The organism is Bradyrhizobium sp. CCBAU 051011, from assembly GCF_009930815.1.
Taxonomy (GTDB): Bacteria; Pseudomonadota; Alphaproteobacteria; order Rhizobiales; family Xanthobacteraceae; genus Bradyrhizobium.
In genome coordinates this window covers 7689991-7707218 of the sequence record NZ_CP022222.1, presented here as the reverse complement: position 1 = coordinate 7707218, position 17228 = coordinate 7689991, and the positions used below count along the sequence as shown (strand labels likewise).

Sequence of the window (17228 nt, the reverse complement as noted above, 5' to 3'; positions counted from 1 at the left end):
CAATCTTTCCAGCTTCATTTGCTCTTGGATGGTGACCGGCAGTTGTAAGCTTGGCGGAACCCTTCCGCCTGCGCCTGTTCCTCGGAACAGAACCAGCGATCCTGCTTCAACCCCGGATAGGAGCGGCACGCCTGCAGATGATAGATGCCAAGGTTCCCGGTAACACGCGCGCGGACGGCGAATTTGCCTTTGATATTGCAGCCCGCGGGCATCACGAGATCATCGGGGAACAAGGTCTCGCGGATTTCGCGGTCGCGGTCGGCGCGACATGCAGTGCCGAGCAGGGCGCCGTCCTTTTTCCCGGCGCGGAACTCGCGCGGCGCGACAAAGCAGCCTTTCCAGAGGCCTTGGCGGTCGTCTCTGGCGCGGGCTTCGTCCGGCTGGAAGCGCCCGCTGGCTGAGGCTTCGACATTCAAGGCAAAGCCGTTGCGGACCAGCAACTGGCTGAGACTTGTCGTCTCGCCCTCGATCTTGCACACGCCGATGCGCCGTTTCTTGTAAGAGGGATCGGGACCCAGATCGTCGCAGCGGACCTGTTTGCCGCCGATCAGCTTGGTCAGTTGATCGCGCGCCTCGATACCGCAGGTCCAGCTATCGGCGCGTTCGTCGATGCAGAGTTGGTCGATGGTCGGAACATCGATGCCGTCGAGGCGGAAGGTAACGTTGCCCAGTTGAAGCGTGCCGCCATCCCGGACGATGGCGGTGGCGGCCGAACTCTGGCTGGCCGGAAAGGCGATCGACAGCAATGCCGCAACCAGAAAAATTCGGGACCGCATCTGTTTCATTTCAAATCAATTCCACACCTGCCGGTGTCTTCTAGCACATGTCAGTATCCAGGGACCAAGCGTCGCGGCCTATGCCTCTCTGACGTCTATTCCACGGTCGCTCAAGGCCCCCAGGAGAATCTCGATATCTTCGGCCTCAATCGTCGTGGCCGATAATAAGGTGAGTTCGTTGAGCGGGTCGAAGGTGATGAACCCCGGCCGTTCGCCGATCTCGATCGCTCTTTTGATCATTGCCGATAAGTCCATGTGATCGCTCTCCTGAAATCGGTGTGCTCCTAAGGGAAGCAGAAGACGTGTTGACTTCATAAGAACAAAATAGGAACATGCGCGCTCGCCCAACACGGAATAGCTCTCATGTCGTTCTCTTCACAGCCGAAATCCGAAGAGAGCGACGAGCTTGAATCGGCGGTCGATCAGGCGATTTCGGCCTGCGGCGGCGACATGCGGGCGACGATCCGCGCGCTGATCCTGGCTAACGAATATCTGGAATCCGAGGTTGGCGAACTGATGAAGGCGGTATCCCATGCCTATGCGCGGGGTCGCTTCAATTCCTATTCCGGGTGAGTGGCCGCCGGGCAGGGCGGCCAGCCGATACGAGACCGTTGCCTCCATCGATTTTTGCTGTACGACGGGTGGGTTACCCCGCGTCCCGCATGTCTCAATGCGGGGGAGGATCCTGCCCAAAGCTCAAGCAAGAAGAACATGTTCAAAAGAATTCTGATCGCAAATCGCGGCGAGATCGCCTGCCGGGTCATCAAGACTGCGCGCCGAATGGGGATCGAGACGGTCGCGGTGTATTCCGAGGCGGACCGCGATGCGCTGCATGTCGAAATGGCCGATGAGGCCGTGCTGATCGGCCCGCCGGCCGCGGCCGAAAGTTATCTTTTGATCGACAGGATTGTCGAGGCCTGCCGCAAGACCGGCGCGCAGGCGGTGCATCCCGGCTATGGCTTCCTGTCCGAACGTGAAGCGTTTCCGCGCGCGCTCGAAAAGGCCGGTATCGTCTTCATCGGACCCAATCCGGGCGCGATCGCCGCGATGGGCGATAAGATCGAATCCAAGAAGGCCGCGGCCAAGGCCAAGGTTTCCACGGTGCCCGGCCATCTCGGCGTCATCGAGGACGACAAGCAGGCGGTGAAGATTGCCGACGAGATCGGCTATCCCGTGATGATCAAGGCCTCTGCCGGCGGCGGCGGCAAGGGCATGCGGATCGCGCATTCCAAGGCGGAAGTCGCCGAAGGTTTCAACCTCGCCAAGGCTGAAGCAAAATCCTCGTTCGGCGACGATCGTGTCTTCATCGAGAAGTTCATCGTCGACCCCCGCCATATCGAGATCCAGGTGCTCGGCGACAAGCATGGCAACGTGATCTATCTCGGCGAACGCGAATGCTCGATCCAGCGCCGCAACCAGAAGGTCATCGAGGAGGCGCCGTCCCCGCTGCTCGACGAGACCACGCGCCGCAAGATGGGCGAGCAGGCGGTCGCGCTGGCGAAGGCCGTGCATTACGACTCCGCCGGCACCGTCGAGTTCGTCGCCGGCCAGGACAAGAGCTTCTACTTCCTGGAGATGAACACCCGTCTGCAGGTCGAGCATCCCGTCACCGAACTGATCACCGGCATCGACCTCGTCGAGCAGATGATCCGCGTTGCCGCCGGCGAGAAGCTCTCGATCGCGCAAAAGGACGTCACGCTGACCGGATGGGCGGTCGAATCGCGCGTGTATGCCGAGGATCCGTTCCGCAACTTCCTGCCCTCGATCGGCCGCCTCGTGAAATACCGTCCGCCGACGGAAGTGAGTCAGGACGGCGTCACTATCCGCAATGACACCGGCGTGCAGGAGGGCGGCGAAATCTCGATCCATTACGATCCCATGATCGCAAAGCTCGTCACCCACGCGCCGTCGCGGGCCGCCGCCATCGAGGCGCAAGCCACCGCGCTCGACGCGTTCTACGTCGACGGCATCAGACACAATATTCCGTTCCTCTCGGCGCTGATGAACCATCCGCGCTGGCGCGAGGGCAAGCTTTCCACCGGCTTCATATCGGAGGAATTTCCAAAGGGATTTTCCGCGCGCCCGCCGGAAGGCGAGATCGCGCGGCGGCTCGCCGCCGTGGGAGCTGCGATCGATCATGTGCTTGGCGAACGGAAGCGGCGGATTTCCGGCCAGTTGACCGGCCGGCTGGTGCAGCGCGAGCGCCGCCGCGCGGTATGGCTCGATCGCGACGAGATCGCGCTTGATGTGGCGCGCGAGGCCGACGGCATCGCGGTGCGCTTCATCGGCACCGATAGTCTGCCCGGCAATCCGCACAATCTGATCTCGGCCTGGACGCCGGGCGAGCCGGTCTGGCAGGGCACCATCGACGGCCATTTCGTGGCGATGCAGGTGCGCGCGATCCCGAACGGCATCCGCCTGGCGCATCAAGGCTTTGAAGTTGCGGTCCAGGTGTTCACCGAAAGCGAAGCCGCGGCGGCACGGCTGATGCCGGTGAACTCGGCGGCCGATACCGGCAAGAAGCTGCTGTGCCCGATGCCCGGGCTCGTGGTGTCGATTGCGGTCTCCGAAGGGCAGGAGGTCAAGTCCGGCGAGACGCTGGCCGTGGTCGAGGCGATGAAGATGCAGAACGTGCTGCGCGCCGAGCGCGACGGCACGGTGAAGAAGATCCACGCCGCGGCCGGCGCGACGCTGGCAGTGGATGCGTTGATTCTTGAATTTGCTTGAGACTGTCATTCCGGGATGGTGCGTCAGCACCAGACCCGGAATCTCGAGATTCTCAGGTGCGCAATTGCGCACCATAGCTCGATGCTTCGCATCGCTCCGGAATAACAAAGAGTGGGGATAGGAAATGGCTTTCCGTCAGCGCCGAGAGAGATTGCGTACCATTCTCAACGGCCCCACCTGCATCCGGCCGGGGTCGGTCTATGACGCGACCTCGATCCGTATCGCCGAAGACCTCGGCTTCGAGCTCGGCATGTTCGGCGGCTCGGTGGCCTCGCTGGCGATCCTCGGCGATCCCGATATTACGTTGATCACGCTGACCGAACTGGCCGAACAAATGCGGCGGATGTCGCGCGCTTCTGCCTTGCCGGTACTGGTCGACGCCGATCATGGCTATGGCAATGCACTCAATGTCCGCCGTACCGTTCAGGAATTGGAAGCGGCGGGGGCCGCGGGCCTCACCATCGAGGATACGCTGCTGCCGCAGGCCTTTGGCGTCGCCGAGCCGCAACTGATCTCGCTGGAGGAGGGCGTCGGCAAGATGAAGGCGGCGCTCGACGGGCGCAGCGATCCGCAACTGGTCATCATGGGCCGGACCGGAACACGCGGCGGCGGACCAAGGGCGTCGAGTTTCGAGGACTGTCTGGCGCGGGCGAGAGCCTATGACGCGACCGGCGTCGATGCGCTGTTTTTCACGGGTCTTACGAGGCGCCGGGAAGTCGAGGCGATCGCGGCGGTAACGACGCTACCGATCGTTCTCGGCAATACCCAGGGCGAACTCGACGACGCTGCGTTCCTCAGGAGTCAGCGGGTGAAGATTGCCCTGCAGGGCCACACGCCATTCGCCGCGGCGACGCTGGCGGTCCATGATACGCTGAAAGCGCTGCGCGAAGGCACGAGACCGAAGGACTTGAAGGGGCTTGCATCGGCGCAGCTCACCAATCGTCTGGTGCGCGATGACGAGGTCAAGCAGCGGCTTTCCGAATTTCTCGGATTGAAGAAGTCATGAGCGACGCGATCCGTCATGTCACGATCAGGGTCCGGGTGCAGGGCGTCGGCTACCGCGCCTTTGTCGACGACGAGGCGCGGTCGCATGATCTGGAAGGCTGGGTGCGCAATCGTCGCGACGGCAGCGTCGAGGCGGTGTTCGCCGGCTCCGCGGGCGCCGTTACGGCGATGATCGAGGAATGCCGGCGTGGGCCATCGTCGGCGCGAGTCGATGCGGTGCATGATGAAGCCGTTGGTCCTGACATGCTGAGGTTGCGACGGGCAGGGGAGCGCTTCTCTGTGCTGCCGACGATCTGAGCGTCTCTTAGCGTCGATACTTTTTTGGTTTCGCCGATGCGGTCGGCGGCATGGCTGCAGATGCGGCGAGAGGGTCACCTTTGATGTGCTCGCGGCCGATCTCGCGGCGCGGCCATACGAAATCGTCGGCACGGCCGGCGGGCGGAGAAAGTGCTTCGCCCTTCACCAGCGCGCGCGTGGCGATAGAATCGAGCGCGGCCGGGCGTGAACCCGGTCCGCCAAGCAACTGATCCGGCGCGATGGAGGACGCGACCAAGGGGATGATTGGTCCGGCCAGCGGCCGCGGCGCGGGTTGGCCGGGCACGGCGTCGGCATCTGGTGTTGCCGGCTCGCTCGGCAGCGCGATCGGCAAACGCGCGAGGAGGCGCGTGATCTCGCGCTCCACATAATGCGCAAGCTTGCGCGCGCCAGCCCTGGTGAAGAAGACACCGTCATTGGTCCGCAACTGACGGATCTGGCCCTCGAAGTCAGGGCCCCTTTGCACGAAATTGCCGGCCTCGTCGACAAAGCCTTCCCAGACGTCGACATAGGTGATGCCGCCCTTGGCCGCAGCTTCGCGGTAGAGCTTATCCAGGAACAGCATGTCGGAGGTGCTCTTCTGGCCGCGGACGGCCGGCAGACCGACCCACAAGACCGGCACGCCTTTGCTTTTGAGAACCCCGATCATGTCGTCCAACTTCTTGTTGTAGAGCTTGACCCAGCGTTCGTCGCGGAACTCAGAAACGCCGTTCGGCGAGCGCGCCACCTTTTCGGGGGCTGCCGCCTGGCCGGTGTCGTCGGGCGACAATTCGCCGTCGACGCGCTTGCCGTCTGCATTGGCCGTACCATCCGGTGCGCCAGGCTTGGCGTTTTTGGTTTCAGCGCTGGCTTGTGGAACCTTTCCGTCCCCCTTCTTGTCGGCAGATTTCTCGTCGACAGGTTCCCGGATTGGTATGCGGTCGTTGAGGCCGAGCATGACAACGATCGCATCAGCCTTCTCAGCCGCAAGAATGACCTTGGCAGCCGCGACCCAGTCAGCGGGCTCGCCCTTGGGCTGGTACTTGATGAGGCCCGAAGTCGTCTTGTGCTTGCGGATCACGCCGAAGTCGGGCTGCTCGGAGTAGACGCCCTCAAGTCCGTAGGCCAGCCAGTCGGCCATGGCGTCGCCGATCACCAGTACACTGCGCGTTGGGACGGTTGCGCGCTTCTCGGGCGGCGGCGCCCTTGAAAAATCCTCGCGTGGCGGCGGTGGGGACTGCCGCCTTTCCAAAGGCGGCGCTCGCTGCTGGAACGGCTCGTAAGCGTCGTTGGAGAACCAGCCGCCGCCGCCAAACCAGCCGCCGTTGCGCTGCGGGGGCGGACGCTGCTGCTGCTGCTGATATCCGCCGAAATTGAAGAACTGCGCCGAGGTAGGCTCGCCGACGCTCAACAACATGCCCACCGCGATTGCCAGCGCAATCAGCGGGCCACTCCTGGCAAAGAGTAGTCTGGGCTTGTTGGACATGCTCTTACCGAGAACGCGGTCCCAACGCGGCCATCAAGCCAGATCGCCGATATCTGCGCAACTGTCCTGTCGTGCACATCGGCGTGTTTGACGGATGTTTGTTGCCGGCTTTGCGGAACCGGAACTTCTGCGCATTCGGGCAGTCGCCAACAAGTTACTTTTCAGTCGGCTGATAGAAGAGACCGGGCGGCTTCGCCTGGATGTGAGCTGGCTCACCTGTCGGCCAGATGATCGACAAACGACGTGGACGTTGCTGCAGGGGGCGCGCTAATGCGTCCGTTCGCGCGGTGCGATTTCGCCATCGTGCTGGATGGAGCCGCTCTCGACATATCGCAGATCGATTGAGGAATGCACCATGCTGCGATTGCGGCCGAGGCGCTTGGCCTCGTAGAGCGCGGTGTCGGCTTCTCCAACCAGCGCCGCCTCGTCGAGCGTCGAGCGGGTCTTGGCGGCGACGCCTGCGCTGATGGTGATGTAGCCGCGGCTCGAGGCCGTGTTGGGTATGCCCAGCGCCCGGACCGTTAGCCGGACGGATTCGGCAACCTTCAAGGCCTCGTCTTCCGAGGTGTTCGGCAATACGACCGCGAATTCCTCGCCGCCATACCGCGCGGACAGGCCCGACGTGTTGGCGGTCGCGTCGCCAATGGTTTTCGCAACGGCCTGCAGGCAACGGTCGCCGGCCTGGTGTCCGTAGGTGTCGTTATAGCCCTTGAAATTGTCGATATCGAACAGCAGCACCGAAATTTCTTCGCAGGCTTCGTATTCGCGCCGCAGGAAGCTGTCGAGGGTGCGGCGATTGGTCAGCCCGGTCAGCCCGTCGGTCGCGGCGAGCTGGGTGAGCCGGCGGTTAAGCTGGGTCAGTTCGTCCTCCATCCGCTTGCGTTCGGTGACATCGCGGATGACGCAAAGAAATTCGATTTGCTTGGGATCGCTAGTCTCCGATGCCAGCTTGAATTTGCTCTCGACCCACGCCAGCGTTCCGTCGCCGCGATAGTGCCGGAACACCACCGTGCTGACGCTACCGACACCACTAAGCCGCGTGGTCGCCTGCATAACGCTCTCGCGGTCCTCGGGATGGACCAGGTCGAAGCATGATTTTCCCACCAGATTCGTCGCCTGCAGCCCAAGCACCGGCTCGACGGAACGGGAAACATAACGGAGCACGCTGCGGGCATCGATCACGATGATGATGTCGGCGATATTGTCGGCGAGCAGCCGATAATGCGCCTCGCGCTCGCGCAGCGCGCGCTCGGTCCTGCTGCGGAAGCGGAATTGCAATGCAAGCAGCGCCGCCAGCATCAGGATCATGCACAAGAGCACACCGGCGACGATGACGTCGGTGCGCAAGGTCTTCCACCATTCCGAAAGCAGCCAGTCTTCCGACATGGCGACGGTGACCACCATCGGGTAGTTGCGCGTCTCCTCATAGCCGAGGTGCTTCACGACGCCGTCGAACGGCGAGATGATCTTGTAATATCCGACAGAGCTCAGCTTGAGATGCTTCGAGAACAGGTCGGTCTTGGACAGGTTCGTGCTCTTGTCCGACAGCGGCCAGCGTATCAGGAGCGTACCGTCATTCCGTATCAGGCTGATGCCGCCGTCCGGGCCGAGCTGGAATGTCCGGTAAAAGCCGTTGAAATAATCCTTGTCGATCGCCGCGGCGACGACCCCGCCGAAGCTGCCGTCGAGCTTGGTGATACGTTTCGAGACAACGATCATGGAGGATCGATCGTCGACCCGGGACTGCAGCAGCTCGCTGATCCGAAGCGCGTTGTCCGGTGTATCGCGATGGTAGACGAAATAGTTGCGGTCCGAGATGGTATGGCGCGGCATCTCCGCCAACGACGAATAGGTCCAGTTGCCCTTGGCATCCGAGACGCCGATCCTCCGCAACTGGGGCAGCGTTTTCGCCGTTTCGGCCAGGTATCGGTTGAACCTGTCAGGCTCGGGGTCTCGGTATTTCAGCAGGTCCACCATTCCCGTCATCGCGATATCGACCGACTGAATGGTGTGCGAGGCGTGCTCTGCCAGCGAATGAGCGAGGTTTTGAATGTCGGAGCTGCCGCTCGTCAGCGCCGCCTTCTTGGCGTCGAACGCCTTCCAGGCCATGACGCCGAGGACGCAGGCGGTCATGACCAGCGCAAAGATGATGACGACGGCCGTCGACGTTAACCGCCGCAGCGGCCCGCCGGGGTCTGGAGGATTTCGATGGGGCATTCCTCGCCTTGATGTCCGCGCCTGATCTCGTTGCCGGCGACGCGCGAGGGGTGAATCTAAGGCGCGATCGGTGCCGAAGGGGTTAACGGACGGGCCCGGGAAATAACGGAACCGACATTTCCCTCGGGTTCCATCGAGGGAACCTATCGGGCGAACCTTGGCGAGAAGGCGGGAGCCTAAACCGCAAATGTCAGCCGCGAGCGCCCTTGACATCTGCACAGTTCCATCAGATATTTCTGTTATGACAGAAAAGACCGACAAAACGAAACTCCCCGCCGTCGTCGAACGGTTCATCCTGCACTGGGGTGACATGGGGGACGAGTGGGGCGTCAACCGTTCCGTCAGCCAGATCCATGGTCTGCTGTACCTCGCCGAGGCGCCGATGACCGCGGAAGATATCGCCGAGACGCTCGGCATGGCGCGGTCCAACGTCTCCAATTCGATCAAGGAGCTGCTGGCCTGGAATCTGATCCGCCGGGTGCCGATCCTCGGTGACCGCCGCGATCATTTCGAGGCCGAAACCGACATCTGGGAAGTGGCGGCGCGGATCGCCGCCGGCCGCAAGGAGCGCGAGATCGATCCCGCCATCGATGCGCTACGGGCCTGCGTTTCCGACGCTGCCGATGATCCGACCATCAGCCCGGTCGCGGCCAAGCGGCTGAAGGAAATGCTGGCTTTCACCGAACTGGTCGACCGCTGGTACACGCAGATGCTGCATGTGCCGCGGCCGAGGCTGGTCGCGCTGATCAAGCTTGGCGAGAAGATCGTCAGCTTCTTGCCGGTCGGGAAATCGAAGTAGGGGCAGAGGGGCAAGCAGGAGCGTGTGATGGCGTCTACAAGAATACCAAGGTTTCCCGCAACGCCTGCCTCGACCACCATCCTGCTCGACGACCGCCGCTTCCACAATCTGTTGCCCGACGAGGAATGGGGCCGTCTGCCGCTGGCGATCTGGCGGCGCTTTTCCAAGCGCTTTGCCGACGGCGAAACCGTCGTCTATGTCGGCACGGTGGAGGAGGCGAGTTTTAGCCGCGCAGGCTGGTGGCTGGCGCAGCTCGCGCGGGTGATCGGCGGGCCGTTGCCGACAGGTGCCGAGACCGGCGTTCCGATGGTCGTGGCGGTGACCGAGGACGCGGCGAGCGGCGGCCAGATCTGGACCCGCATGTGCGCACGCAGCAACGGCTTTCCGCAGGTCATCCATTCCGCGAAGCGCTTTGCAGGTCCGACCGGCCTTGAGGAGTATGTCGGCTACGGCGTCAGCATGGCGCTGCTGATATCGGTCGAGCACGAAGCGCTGGTGTTTCGCAGCGTCGGCTACTCCCTGCAGATTGGTCCGTTGAGGGTGCCGCTGCCGCCCTGGCTCACGCCCGGCGATCTAACCGTCACCCATTCCGATCTCGGCGGCGGCACGTTCCGTTTCTCGCTCGACATCGTTCACCCGCGCTTCGGCAAACTCATTCGTCAGTCCGCCGTGTTCATGGAGGCCGCATCATGACGTCGCTGCTCTGGATCCTGATCGCCATTCAGGTCGTGATGGGCGTGTTCGACACGTTCTATCACCACGAACTGACCGAGCGGCTGGCGTGGCGTCCCTCGCAGCGCTACGAGCTGCAGCTCCATGCTGTCCGCAACATGTTCTATGCGCTGTTGTTCCTGGTGCTGGGCTGGCTGGAGGTGCACGGCCTTCTTGCCATGCTGGTCATCGCGGTGCTGGTCGCCGAGATCATCATCACGCTGATGGATTTCGTCGAGGAAGACATGAGCCGGAAATTGCCGGCCAGCGAGCGCATCAATCACACGCTGCTCGCGATCAATTACGGCGCCATTCTGGTGCTGCTGCTGCCGGTCCTGATCTCCTGGGCGATGCAGCCGACCGGAATCAAGTCGGCCTACGCGGGCTGGCTCAGCGTGATCGCGGCGGCGGCAGCGGTGGGCGCCGCGCTGTGCGGCCTGCGCGATTTCTCAGCGTCGAAGCGCCTTTCGCGCATGACGGCTGCACCGGCGGCAAGCCTGGTCGAAAAATGGCCCGCGCGGCAGACGGTGCTGGTCACCGGCGCCACCGGATTCATCGGCAGCCGCCTGGTCGCAGGCCTGGCGGGGGCAGGGCATCAGGTCATCGCGCTGGTGCGAAATCCGGCGAAGGCCGAGATGCTGCCGCCGCCGATCACGCTGATCACGAGCCTCGATCAGCTTCCGGCCGACGCCCGTATCGATGTGATCGTCAATCTCGCGGGCGAGCCGATCGGCAACGGGCTGTGGACCGAGGCCAAGCGCCGCAGGATTCTGGATTCCCGCATCAACATGACCGGCGACGTCGTCCGCCTGATCGCTCGGCTCGAACGCAAGCCGGCGGTGCTGGTCTCGGGCTCCGCGATCGGCTGGTACGGGCTCTGGCAGGATCAGGTGCTGACGGAGTCAGCGAAGTCCCATGCCTGCTTCAGCCATGAACTCTGCGACGCCTGGGAGAACGCGGCGCGTCCGGCGGAGGCGCATGGGGTGCGCGTGGTCTGTTTGCGGATCGGCCTCGTGATCGGCACCGAAGGCGGCTTCATCACGCGGATGCTGACGCCGTTCGAATTCGGGCTCGGCGGGCCGCTCGGCTCGGGCCGGCAGTGGATGTCATGGATCGAGCGCGACGACTTGATCCGCCTGATCGCGCATGTGATCGCGCATCCGGAGATTTCCGGTCCGGTCAATGCGACCGCGCCGATCCCGGTCACTAATCTGAAATTCACCGAAGAACTCGGCCGAAGGCTGCGCCGCCCCGCGCTGTTCCGCATTCCCGACGCGCTGCTGCGTCGTGTCGGCGGCGACTTCGCCAGTGAATTGCTGCTGGGCGGCCAGCGCGTGCTGCCGAACAAGGCGCTCAGCAACGGCTTCGTGTTCCGCCATGAAACGCTGCGCAGCGCGTTCGAGGCGATCTTGTGAGGAGGGTGGAAATGTACGCGTGCTCATGCGGTTCGCGCCCAATCAGAGGCTGGCTCGCTGCGTGCGGAATAGCAACCGCCTTCATCTACGCATTCCTGCTCCTCCTCCTCGTCGTTCCGCGCGGCACGATGTTTTTCAGCACAATGGGCGCGAGCATTTCAGTCCTTGTGACGGCTGCCATCTGACGGTAGTGTTGAGCGGTATTCCCGCCAGCGCAGCGATCTGGCTGAGCGAGAGATTTCGGATCCGCTCTCTCTTATTCTTCGGTGGAGCCGGCACTGCAGCAGGCCTATTTGGCGAAGGCGTTCTGTTCGCGGTGGCGGCATGCCATGGCCGGTGGGGTCTAGTTGGCTTTTCGCTGCGGCCGGATTGGGGCCGGGCTGGCCTACTGGTTGATCGCGGGAAGGCATGCTGGCCGGGATCGCAACGAGCCCGGCGATCTCCAGTAGCGCCATTACCGCGGCAGTTTCGCGATCGCCTGGCTAAGTTCGTGGATCTCGTAGGGCTTGCGCAGGATAGGAAAATCGCCGCGCACGCTTAGCGCGGCGTCGCTGTAGCCGCTGGTCAGCAGGATCGGCAGTCTGGGCCTGACAGCCTTCAGGTGACGGGCGAGGCCGAGACCATCCATCTTGCCGGGCATCACTATGTCGGAAAAGACGAGGTCGATTCCATCGAGCTCGATTTCGCGCAGCGCTGCTTCGGCATTCGCCACCCTGCGAACGGTGTAGCCGAGCTGTTCAAGCAGGCCGGTGCTGACGGCCGCGACGTCAGGATTGTCCTCCACCAGCAGCACGATACCGCTTCCGCCGGCTTCGACCGCATCGACGTCCTCGGCCGCGATGGCCTCTTCCTTTCGCGGCAGCAGGATCGTGATCCTGGTGCCCCTGCCGAGCTCGCTCGCCACCCTGACCGTGCCGCCGGCCTGGTGGGCGAAGCCGTGAACCTGCGACAGCCCCAAACCGGTGCCCTTGCCGATTGGCTTGGTGGTGAAGAAGGGATCGAAGATCTTGCCGAGCACGTCGGGCGCGATACCGGTGCCGGTGTCTGCCACCGAGATCGCAACGTACTCGCCTTCCGCGGCCTCGCCGCCGGACCGTTCGTTGCGCGCCGATATCGTGATGACGCCGCCGCCGGTCATGGCGTCGCGCGCGTTAATGACAAGATTGACCAGCGCCGTCTCGAATTCCGCAATGTCGACCATGACTGGCCACACGCCGTGAGCGATTTCGAATTGCAGCTTCACCGCGCTGCCGACACCGCTATCGAGCACCTCGCGCATTGCATCGATCCGTTCCGCGACGTCTACGGCCTGCGGATTGACGCTCTGCCGCCGCGCGAATGTCAGTAGCTGACTGGTGAGGGAGGCGCCGCGCTTGGTCGCCCCTTCGATCGCCGATATCGCTCGCTGGGACTTGGGTTCGTTGCCCACCGTCTTCTTCAGCGTGTGAAGACTGCCGCTGATGATCATCAGGAGATTGTTGAAATCGTGTGCGACGCCTCCGGTCAGTTGGCCGAGCGCATCGAGCTTCTGCGATTCCGCGAGCTGCTGATGCATCTGGTCCAGCTTGAGCTGGGCTTCGTGGCGCTCGGTAATGTCGCGGGTGATCTTGGCGAAGCCGACGAGCCTGCCATCCTCGTAGATGGGGTCGATAATGACGCTGGCCCAGAAGAACGTGCCGTCCTTGCGCACGCGCCAGCCTTCTTCCTCGTAGCGGCCCTGTTCCCGGGCAATGCGCAAGGCTCGCAGCGGCTTGCCGTTGGCGCGGTCGACGTCAGTGTAGAAGCGGGAGAAATGCTGCCCGATGATTTCATCGGGCGCATAGCCCTTGATCCGCTGGCCACCGATGTTCCAGCTTGTGACCTGGCCGGTCGGGTCCAGCATGTAAAGCGCGTAGTCGGCAACACCTTCAACCAGGAGTCGGAAATTACGTTCGCTCTCGAATAGATCCCTTTGCTGCGGCTGATCTTTTTTCGACATCCCGACTGCCCGTTTAACTGGCGCAAACGCTCGGCAAGGCAATTGGTTCCAGGGCTTTTGGCTTTTTTAACGAAACGGTGGATTACCGCGCTACAACCACGCTTCTGAACGTCGCCGCCAGTGTCCGCAACGCCGCGAGCTTGGCGGGATCGCTGACCTTCGAATGCAGCATCACCTTCGAGGAGGCGAGGCGCGGCAGGCCTTGGGCCGGCCCGATGTCGACCAGCCCCGGCGGCGCGATCCGTCGGGCTAACGGCGCGACCGCAAGGCCGGCCAGGGCTGCCGCGGCCACGGCGGTAACGCCGCCGCCGACAAAGCTTTCGCTCCAGGCCATGCCGGCCTTGTCCAGGGCGCGGACGGCGATCGCGCGCACGCCGCAGGGCGGGGCCAGCATCGCCAAAGGCAACGTCTCGCCGCGGCGCCAGACAAGCCGCTTGGCGGCGAACCAGCCGAATTCGTCCTCGGTCAGCTTCTCGCCGCCGCGGCGGCTACCTTCCTGCCGCACCACCACGGCGTCGAGTTCGCCGGCATCGTAGGCATTCAGCATCTGGCGCGAAAAGCCGATGGTCACGGAAAGTGCCAGCTGCGACGACATCGCATGCAGCCGCTCGAGCAGCGGCACCAGTTCCGGACCCGCGGCGTGATCGGATATCCCCAGCGACAATTGCTGGCGCGCGGGCTTCTCGCCCGACAGCGCGCGGTCATGCGCTTCGATCAGGGCGCGGGCGTGCGGCAGGAAGGCGGCGCCCTCGGCGGTCAGCGTCACCGCGCGCGGCGAGCGCTCGACCAGCCGCTTGCCGACCACGCTCTCCAGCCGCTGCAGCTTCATACTGATCGCGGCCTGCGTGGTACCGAGCGCCTCGGCGGCGCGGGTGAAGCTTTGCAGTTCGGCGACAAGCAGGAACGCCTGCACCGTGTCGATATCCAGCGTGCTCATATCATCATCATGATCTGTTATCACAGCTATGAATATAGATAAGATACCAAAATGACGGTCTGCGGTCTAGATGAGGGGAGGCGCGATGGACGCGCCAATGCTCAGAGGAGAACGACCATGCCGCTCATTACCGTCACCTATTCCAGCGCTCGCAAGGCACCGTCCCTGAAGGCGGAGATTGCGTCCGCCGTCAGCGACCTCACCGCGCGAATCCTGCGCAAGGATCCCAAGGTCACTGCCGTTATCGTGAAGGCGGTCGACGCCGCCGACTGGTTCGCCGGCGGTCAATCGCTCGCCGAGCAGAGTCTCGCCAGCTTCTGGCTCGACGTTCATGTCAGCGAGGGCACCAACACCAAGGACGAGAAGGCTGCCTATCTCGCCGCGCTGTTCCAGCGCATGGGCGAGCTGCTCGGGCCGCTGCATGAAGAGAGCTACGCCCATGTCGACGAAGTGAAGGGCGATGCCTACGGCTTCGGTGGGCTGACCCAGGAGCGCCGTTATATCGCCGGCAAGCTGGAGGTCGCGCCGCGGAAGGCGGCGGCGTGAAGTCCGCGCGATCCTGCGCGAGCACCATGCGAGCGGCGGTCAGGCAAAGTCGCGGGCGAATAACATCGCCCGCGACTTGAATCAGCCGCGTCAGCTAGCTGCCTGGAACTGAACTTCGCCGTTGTTCAGGAAGCACGTCTTGTCGAACAGCTTTAAATCCAGCGGGTTTGGCAACCGGACATCCCTGAGATCGGGACAGGACCTGATCGAAGGATCGTATGACCTATCAATTTGAGAGATAATGACGACGATCAAGCCTTGGTCGCGCGCAAATGACTTCAGCGTGCGAACCTGAATCATCAGGTCAGCGTTTTCACGGCGCTGATCGAGGAGCTGCAGATAGTCGACGACCACGAGGGTCCCGCGCGGCGCGCCGGCCATTCGCTTCACGATGTAATCGGCGCTGATGGTGTCGGAGCAATCGAACTCGAACAGCCCATCGAATTGCGCCGGCTCCACGCCGATTGCACGGAAACGGTCGAGCACTTCCTTCTCGGTGTATTCCAGCGAGAAGAACGCGCCTCGTTGGCCCGATTTCATGGCTTCCACGGCGAGTTGGAGACTCATCAGGGTTTTGCCATGGCCCGGACGGGCTCCAACCAGCAGCAGGTCTCCATGTCTGAGCTGGGGAAATAGGTTGCCGGCGGGCGTCACGGCGGCCGCCTTGGCGGCCAGCAAACTCCAGGCGCCAAAACCTTCGGCCACCGCGATACGGTCAAGGGCTTCGTGCAGCGGAATGCCTTGCTGGCGGGAAAGAAGCTTCGCCTTCCGCTTCAGATGATAGATTGGTGCAGACAATTTCATCGAGAGAACCTCCCATTGCGAGCAATGATCGCAACCCCTCCTTATGCCTGGCGCTCGAACAGTCGGCCCAACAGTCTATTCGCCCGGCATGACGTTTACTTTCCCGATGGAGGGGGGAGGCGTGGGCGGCACCGGAATCAAATATAGCTCAATCCGCGCCTGCCGAGAACAAGCGAGGCTGAGTGCCAACAGGAAAGCGCGGATCTGGATCAAGCTTGAGCTGGGCTGCGCGCGATAAAATTACGTCGTCGCTTCGGGCAGGCGTGCGCCGGTGGCGCCGAACACGTCCTCGAACGCCCGCCGCAGCGCGACGTCGACATCCTCCATCGTGACGGGCAGGCCGAGATCGACCAGCGAGGTGACGCCGTAACGCGGATCGACGACGCCGCAGGGCACGATCGCGGAAAAATGCGACAGGTTCGGCTCGACATTGATGGCGATGCCGTGGAACGAGACCCAGCGCCGCAGCCGCACGCCGATCGCAGCGATCTTGTCCTCGTAGTCTGTGCCCTTGTCGGGTCGCCTCACCCAGACGCCGACGCGATCCTCGCGGCGCTCGCCGCGGACGTTGAAGGCGTCGAGCGTGCGGATGATCCATTCTTCGAGGCCGGCCACATAGGCGCGCACGTCGGGCCGCCGCCGCTTGAGGTCGAGCATCACATAAGCCACCCGCTGGCCGGGTCCGTGATAGGTAAGCTGGCCGCCACGGCCGGTGGTGAACAGCGGGAATCGTGGGTCGAGCAGGTCGGCTTGCTTGCCGCTGGTGCCTGAGGTGTAGAGCGGGGGATGTTCCAGCAGCCAGACCAGTTCGGCCGCCTTGCCGTCGGCGATATCGGCCGCGCGTACCTCCATTTCGGTCACGGAATCGGGGTAGGGCACCGGGCCTTCGGAAATCCGCCATTCGACCTCGCCGCCGCCCTGGGCTAGCGCGAATGTCGTCAAATCAAGGCTTTGGCGGTCATTAACCATTGGCTAACCATAACGTGGTCAGGTGGGAACCACACCCATTTAGTCCCCCTTTGGCGGTTCAGAAGTGGCCACCCTCGATAAAGTCAGCGTCGATCTCATGGTGGTGCTCGGCACCACGACCATGCCCATCCACCAGGTGATGCGGCTTTCCCGCGGCGCCATCATCGAACTGGACGCCACCGAGCAGGACGAGGTCAAGATCCTCGCCAACAACCTGCCGGTGGCCTCCGGCGTGGTGCTGGTGGATCGCAACCGTATCGCGGTCGAAGTCAAGCAAATGCTGCCGAAATCCCCTGATGTCAGGTAGTTATTCGTAGTTATTCGGTCGCAAAACTGCCTTGTCCCTGCATCCCTGATTTGTTACATCGGCGCCGTTGATCCGGCGGGCTGCTTCGCTCCAGCCGGTATCCCAAGCGCTCGTGGCGGAATTGGTAGACGCGCTGCCTTGAGGTGGCAGTGAGTAACATCGTGGGGGTTCGAGTCCCTCCGAGCGCACCAAGGCAATAACCCATTGTTGCGAAAAGCATTTTCGCTATTTTTACTCCCACATTGTTACTCGCAGCG

17 protein-coding genes and 1 tRNA gene are annotated in these 17228 nt (G+C 63.0%); 10 read left to right on the top strand and 8 right to left on the bottom strand.

What is annotated here, in order from left to right; translation table 11 throughout:
• Window positions 1-14 precede the first annotated feature (14 nt).
• Window positions 15-776, bottom strand: coding sequence for a thermonuclease family protein (locus ACH79_RS36370; protein WP_161856746.1), 762 nt, complete (start codon window positions 774-776; stop codon window positions 15-17).
• A gap of 78 nt (window positions 777-854) precedes the next feature.
• Window positions 855-1031, bottom strand: coding sequence for an RNA polymerase sigma factor region1.1 domain-containing protein (locus tag ACH79_RS36365; protein WP_161855226.1), 177 nt, complete (start codon window positions 1029-1031; stop codon window positions 855-857).
• A gap of 108 nt (window positions 1032-1139) precedes the next feature.
• Here ACH79_RS36365 and ACH79_RS36360 point away from each other — a divergent pair, with 108 nt between their 5' ends.
• The 4 genes from ACH79_RS36360 (at window position 1140) to ACH79_RS36345 (ending at window position 4805) form a co-directional block, all read left to right on the top strand.
• Entirely contained in the window at window positions 1140-1349 is a 210-nt protein-coding gene (locus ACH79_RS36360; RefSeq protein ID WP_057861131.1) for a hypothetical protein, read from the top strand.
• A gap of 138 nt (window positions 1350-1487) precedes the next feature.
• On the top strand, window positions 1488-3503 hold the full coding sequence (locus ACH79_RS36355) for an acetyl/propionyl/methylcrotonyl-CoA carboxylase subunit alpha (RefSeq protein ID WP_161855225.1): 2016 nt from the start codon (window positions 1488-1490) through the stop codon (window positions 3501-3503).
• A gap of 124 nt (window positions 3504-3627) precedes the next feature.
• A complete protein-coding gene (locus ACH79_RS36350) occupies window positions 3628-4509 on the top strand; it encodes an oxaloacetate decarboxylase (RefSeq protein WP_161855224.1) in 882 nt (293 codons plus the stop codon).
• Window positions 4506-4805 (top strand): acylphosphatase, encoded by a 300-nt coding sequence (locus ACH79_RS36345; protein ID WP_161855223.1) that lies wholly within the window; start codon window positions 4506-4508, stop codon window positions 4803-4805. The genes ACH79_RS36350 and ACH79_RS36345 overlap by 4 nt, the downstream gene beginning before the upstream one ends.
• A 7-nt stretch (window positions 4806-4812) precedes the next feature.
• Here ACH79_RS36345 and ACH79_RS36340 read toward each other — a convergent pair whose 3' ends face one another.
• Both ACH79_RS36340 and ACH79_RS36335 read right to left on the bottom strand, forming a co-directional pair.
• Window positions 4813-6288, bottom strand: coding sequence for an SGNH family hydrolase (locus ACH79_RS36340; RefSeq protein WP_161855222.1), 1476 nt, complete (start codon window positions 6286-6288; stop codon window positions 4813-4815).
• 267 nt (window positions 6289-6555) lie between these two features.
• Window positions 6556-8505 (bottom strand): diguanylate cyclase, encoded by a 1950-nt coding sequence (locus tag ACH79_RS36335; protein ID WP_161855221.1) that lies wholly within the window; start codon window positions 8503-8505, stop codon window positions 6556-6558.
• 241 nt (window positions 8506-8746) lie between these two features.
• On the opposite strand from ACH79_RS36335, the gene ACH79_RS36330 reads away from it, so the two are divergent.
• The 3 genes from ACH79_RS36330 to ACH79_RS36320 are packed head-to-tail and all read left to right on the top strand — an operon-like array spanning window position 8747 to window position 11430.
• On the top strand, window positions 8747-9304 hold the full coding sequence (locus tag ACH79_RS36330) for a GbsR/MarR family transcriptional regulator (protein WP_161855220.1): 558 nt from the start codon (window positions 8747-8749) through the stop codon (window positions 9302-9304).
• Window positions 9305-9331: 27 nt separating this feature from the next.
• Window positions 9332-9997: a DUF4166 domain-containing protein gene (locus tag ACH79_RS36325; protein ID WP_161855219.1), complete on the top strand. Its 666-nt coding sequence runs from the start codon at window positions 9332-9334 to the stop codon at window positions 9995-9997.
• Window positions 9994-11430: a TIGR01777 family oxidoreductase gene (locus ACH79_RS36320; protein WP_161855218.1), complete on the top strand. Its 1437-nt coding sequence runs from the start codon at window positions 9994-9996 to the stop codon at window positions 11428-11430. Before ACH79_RS36325 ends, ACH79_RS36320 begins: the two co-directional genes overlap by 4 nt.
• 454 nt (window positions 11431-11884) lie before the next feature.
• Here the strand turns inward: ACH79_RS36320 and ACH79_RS36315 are convergent, their stop codons facing one another.
• Complete coding sequence (locus ACH79_RS36315) at window positions 11885-13408, bottom strand: PAS domain-containing sensor histidine kinase (RefSeq protein ID WP_161855217.1); 1524 nt, start codon at window positions 13406-13408, stop codon at window positions 11885-11887.
• 82 nt (window positions 13409-13490) lie between these two features.
• Window positions 13491-14345 carry a LysR family transcriptional regulator gene (locus ACH79_RS36310; RefSeq protein ID WP_161855216.1) on the bottom strand — a complete coding sequence of 285 codons (855 nt, stop codon included), beginning with the start codon at window positions 14343-14345 and terminating at the stop codon, window positions 13491-13493.
• Between the two features lie 117 nt (window positions 14346-14462).
• On the opposite strand from ACH79_RS36310, the gene ACH79_RS36305 reads away from it, so the two are divergent.
• On the top strand, window positions 14463-14891 hold the full coding sequence (locus ACH79_RS36305; protein ID WP_161855215.1) for a 4-oxalocrotonate tautomerase family protein: 429 nt from the start codon (window positions 14463-14465) through the stop codon (window positions 14889-14891).
• A gap of 90 nt (window positions 14892-14981) precedes the next feature.
• On the opposite strand, the gene ACH79_RS36300 is transcribed toward ACH79_RS36305, so the two are convergent.
• Together ACH79_RS36300 and lipB are read right to left on the bottom strand one after the other, a co-directional pair.
• On the bottom strand, window positions 14982-15695 hold the full coding sequence (locus ACH79_RS36300) for a DNA helicase (protein ID WP_161855214.1): 714 nt from the start codon (window positions 15693-15695) through the stop codon (window positions 14982-14984).
• 240 nt (window positions 15696-15935) lie between these two features.
• Complete coding sequence (lipB, locus tag ACH79_RS36295; protein ID WP_161855213.1) at window positions 15936-16664, bottom strand: lipoyl(octanoyl) transferase LipB; 729 nt, start codon at window positions 16662-16664, stop codon at window positions 15936-15938.
• Between the two features lie 64 nt (window positions 16665-16728).
• Here lipB and ACH79_RS36290 point away from each other — a divergent pair, with 64 nt between their 5' ends.
• Both ACH79_RS36290 and ACH79_RS36285 read left to right on the top strand, forming a co-directional pair.
• Complete coding sequence (locus ACH79_RS36290; protein ID WP_057835618.1) at window positions 16729-16971, top strand: FliM/FliN family flagellar motor switch protein; 243 nt, start codon at window positions 16729-16731, stop codon at window positions 16969-16971.
• Window positions 16972-17077: 106 nt separating this feature from the next.
• Window positions 17078-17162: transfer RNA gene (locus ACH79_RS36285), tRNA-Leu, on the top strand.
• The last annotated feature ends 66 nt before the right edge of the window (window positions 17163-17228 follow it).

What these genes read in the sequence shown, in the direction of transcription:
- ACH79_RS36370 (WP_161856746.1), bottom strand. Translation starts at nt 776, where the DNA reads ATGCGGTCCCGAATTTTTCTGGTTGCGGCATTGCTGTCGATCGCCTTT.
- ACH79_RS36365 (WP_161855226.1), bottom strand. Translation starts at nt 1,031, where the DNA reads ATGGACTTATCGGCAATGATCAAAAGAGCGATCGAGATCGGCGAACGG.
- ACH79_RS36360 (WP_057861131.1), top strand. Translation starts at nt 1,140, where the DNA reads ATGTCGTTCTCTTCACAGCCGAAATCCGAAGAGAGCGACGAGCTTGAA.
- ACH79_RS36355 (WP_161855225.1), top strand. Translation starts at nt 1,488, where the DNA reads ATGTTCAAAAGAATTCTGATCGCAAATCGCGGCGAGATCGCCTGCCGG.
- ACH79_RS36350 (WP_161855224.1), top strand. Translation starts at nt 3,628, where the DNA reads ATGGCTTTCCGTCAGCGCCGAGAGAGATTGCGTACCATTCTCAACGGC.
- ACH79_RS36345 (WP_161855223.1), top strand. Translation starts at nt 4,506, where the DNA reads ATGAGCGACGCGATCCGTCATGTCACGATCAGGGTCCGGGTGCAGGGC.
- ACH79_RS36340 (WP_161855222.1), bottom strand. Translation starts at nt 6,288, where the DNA reads ATGTCCAACAAGCCCAGACTACTCTTTGCCAGGAGTGGCCCGCTGATT.
- ACH79_RS36335 (WP_161855221.1), bottom strand. Translation starts at nt 8,505, where the DNA reads ATGCCCCATCGAAATCCTCCAGACCCCGGCGGGCCGCTGCGGCGGTTA.
- ACH79_RS36330 (WP_161855220.1), top strand. Translation starts at nt 8,747, where the DNA reads ATGACAGAAAAGACCGACAAAACGAAACTCCCCGCCGTCGTCGAACGG.
- ACH79_RS36325 (WP_161855219.1), top strand. Translation starts at nt 9,332, where the DNA reads ATGGCGTCTACAAGAATACCAAGGTTTCCCGCAACGCCTGCCTCGACC.
- ACH79_RS36320 (WP_161855218.1), top strand. Translation starts at nt 9,994, where the DNA reads ATGACGTCGCTGCTCTGGATCCTGATCGCCATTCAGGTCGTGATGGGC.
- ACH79_RS36315 (WP_161855217.1), bottom strand. Translation starts at nt 13,408, where the DNA reads ATGTCGAAAAAAGATCAGCCGCAGCAAAGGGATCTATTCGAGAGCGAA.
- ACH79_RS36310 (WP_161855216.1), bottom strand. Translation starts at nt 14,345, where the DNA reads ATGAGCACGCTGGATATCGACACGGTGCAGGCGTTCCTGCTTGTCGCC.
- ACH79_RS36305 (WP_161855215.1), top strand. Translation starts at nt 14,463, where the DNA reads ATGCCGCTCATTACCGTCACCTATTCCAGCGCTCGCAAGGCACCGTCC.
- ACH79_RS36300 (WP_161855214.1), bottom strand. Translation starts at nt 15,695, where the DNA reads ATGAAATTGTCTGCACCAATCTATCATCTGAAGCGGAAGGCGAAGCTT.
- lipB (WP_161855213.1), bottom strand. Translation starts at nt 16,664, where the DNA reads ATGGTTAATGACCGCCAAAGCCTTGATTTGACGACATTCGCGCTAGCC.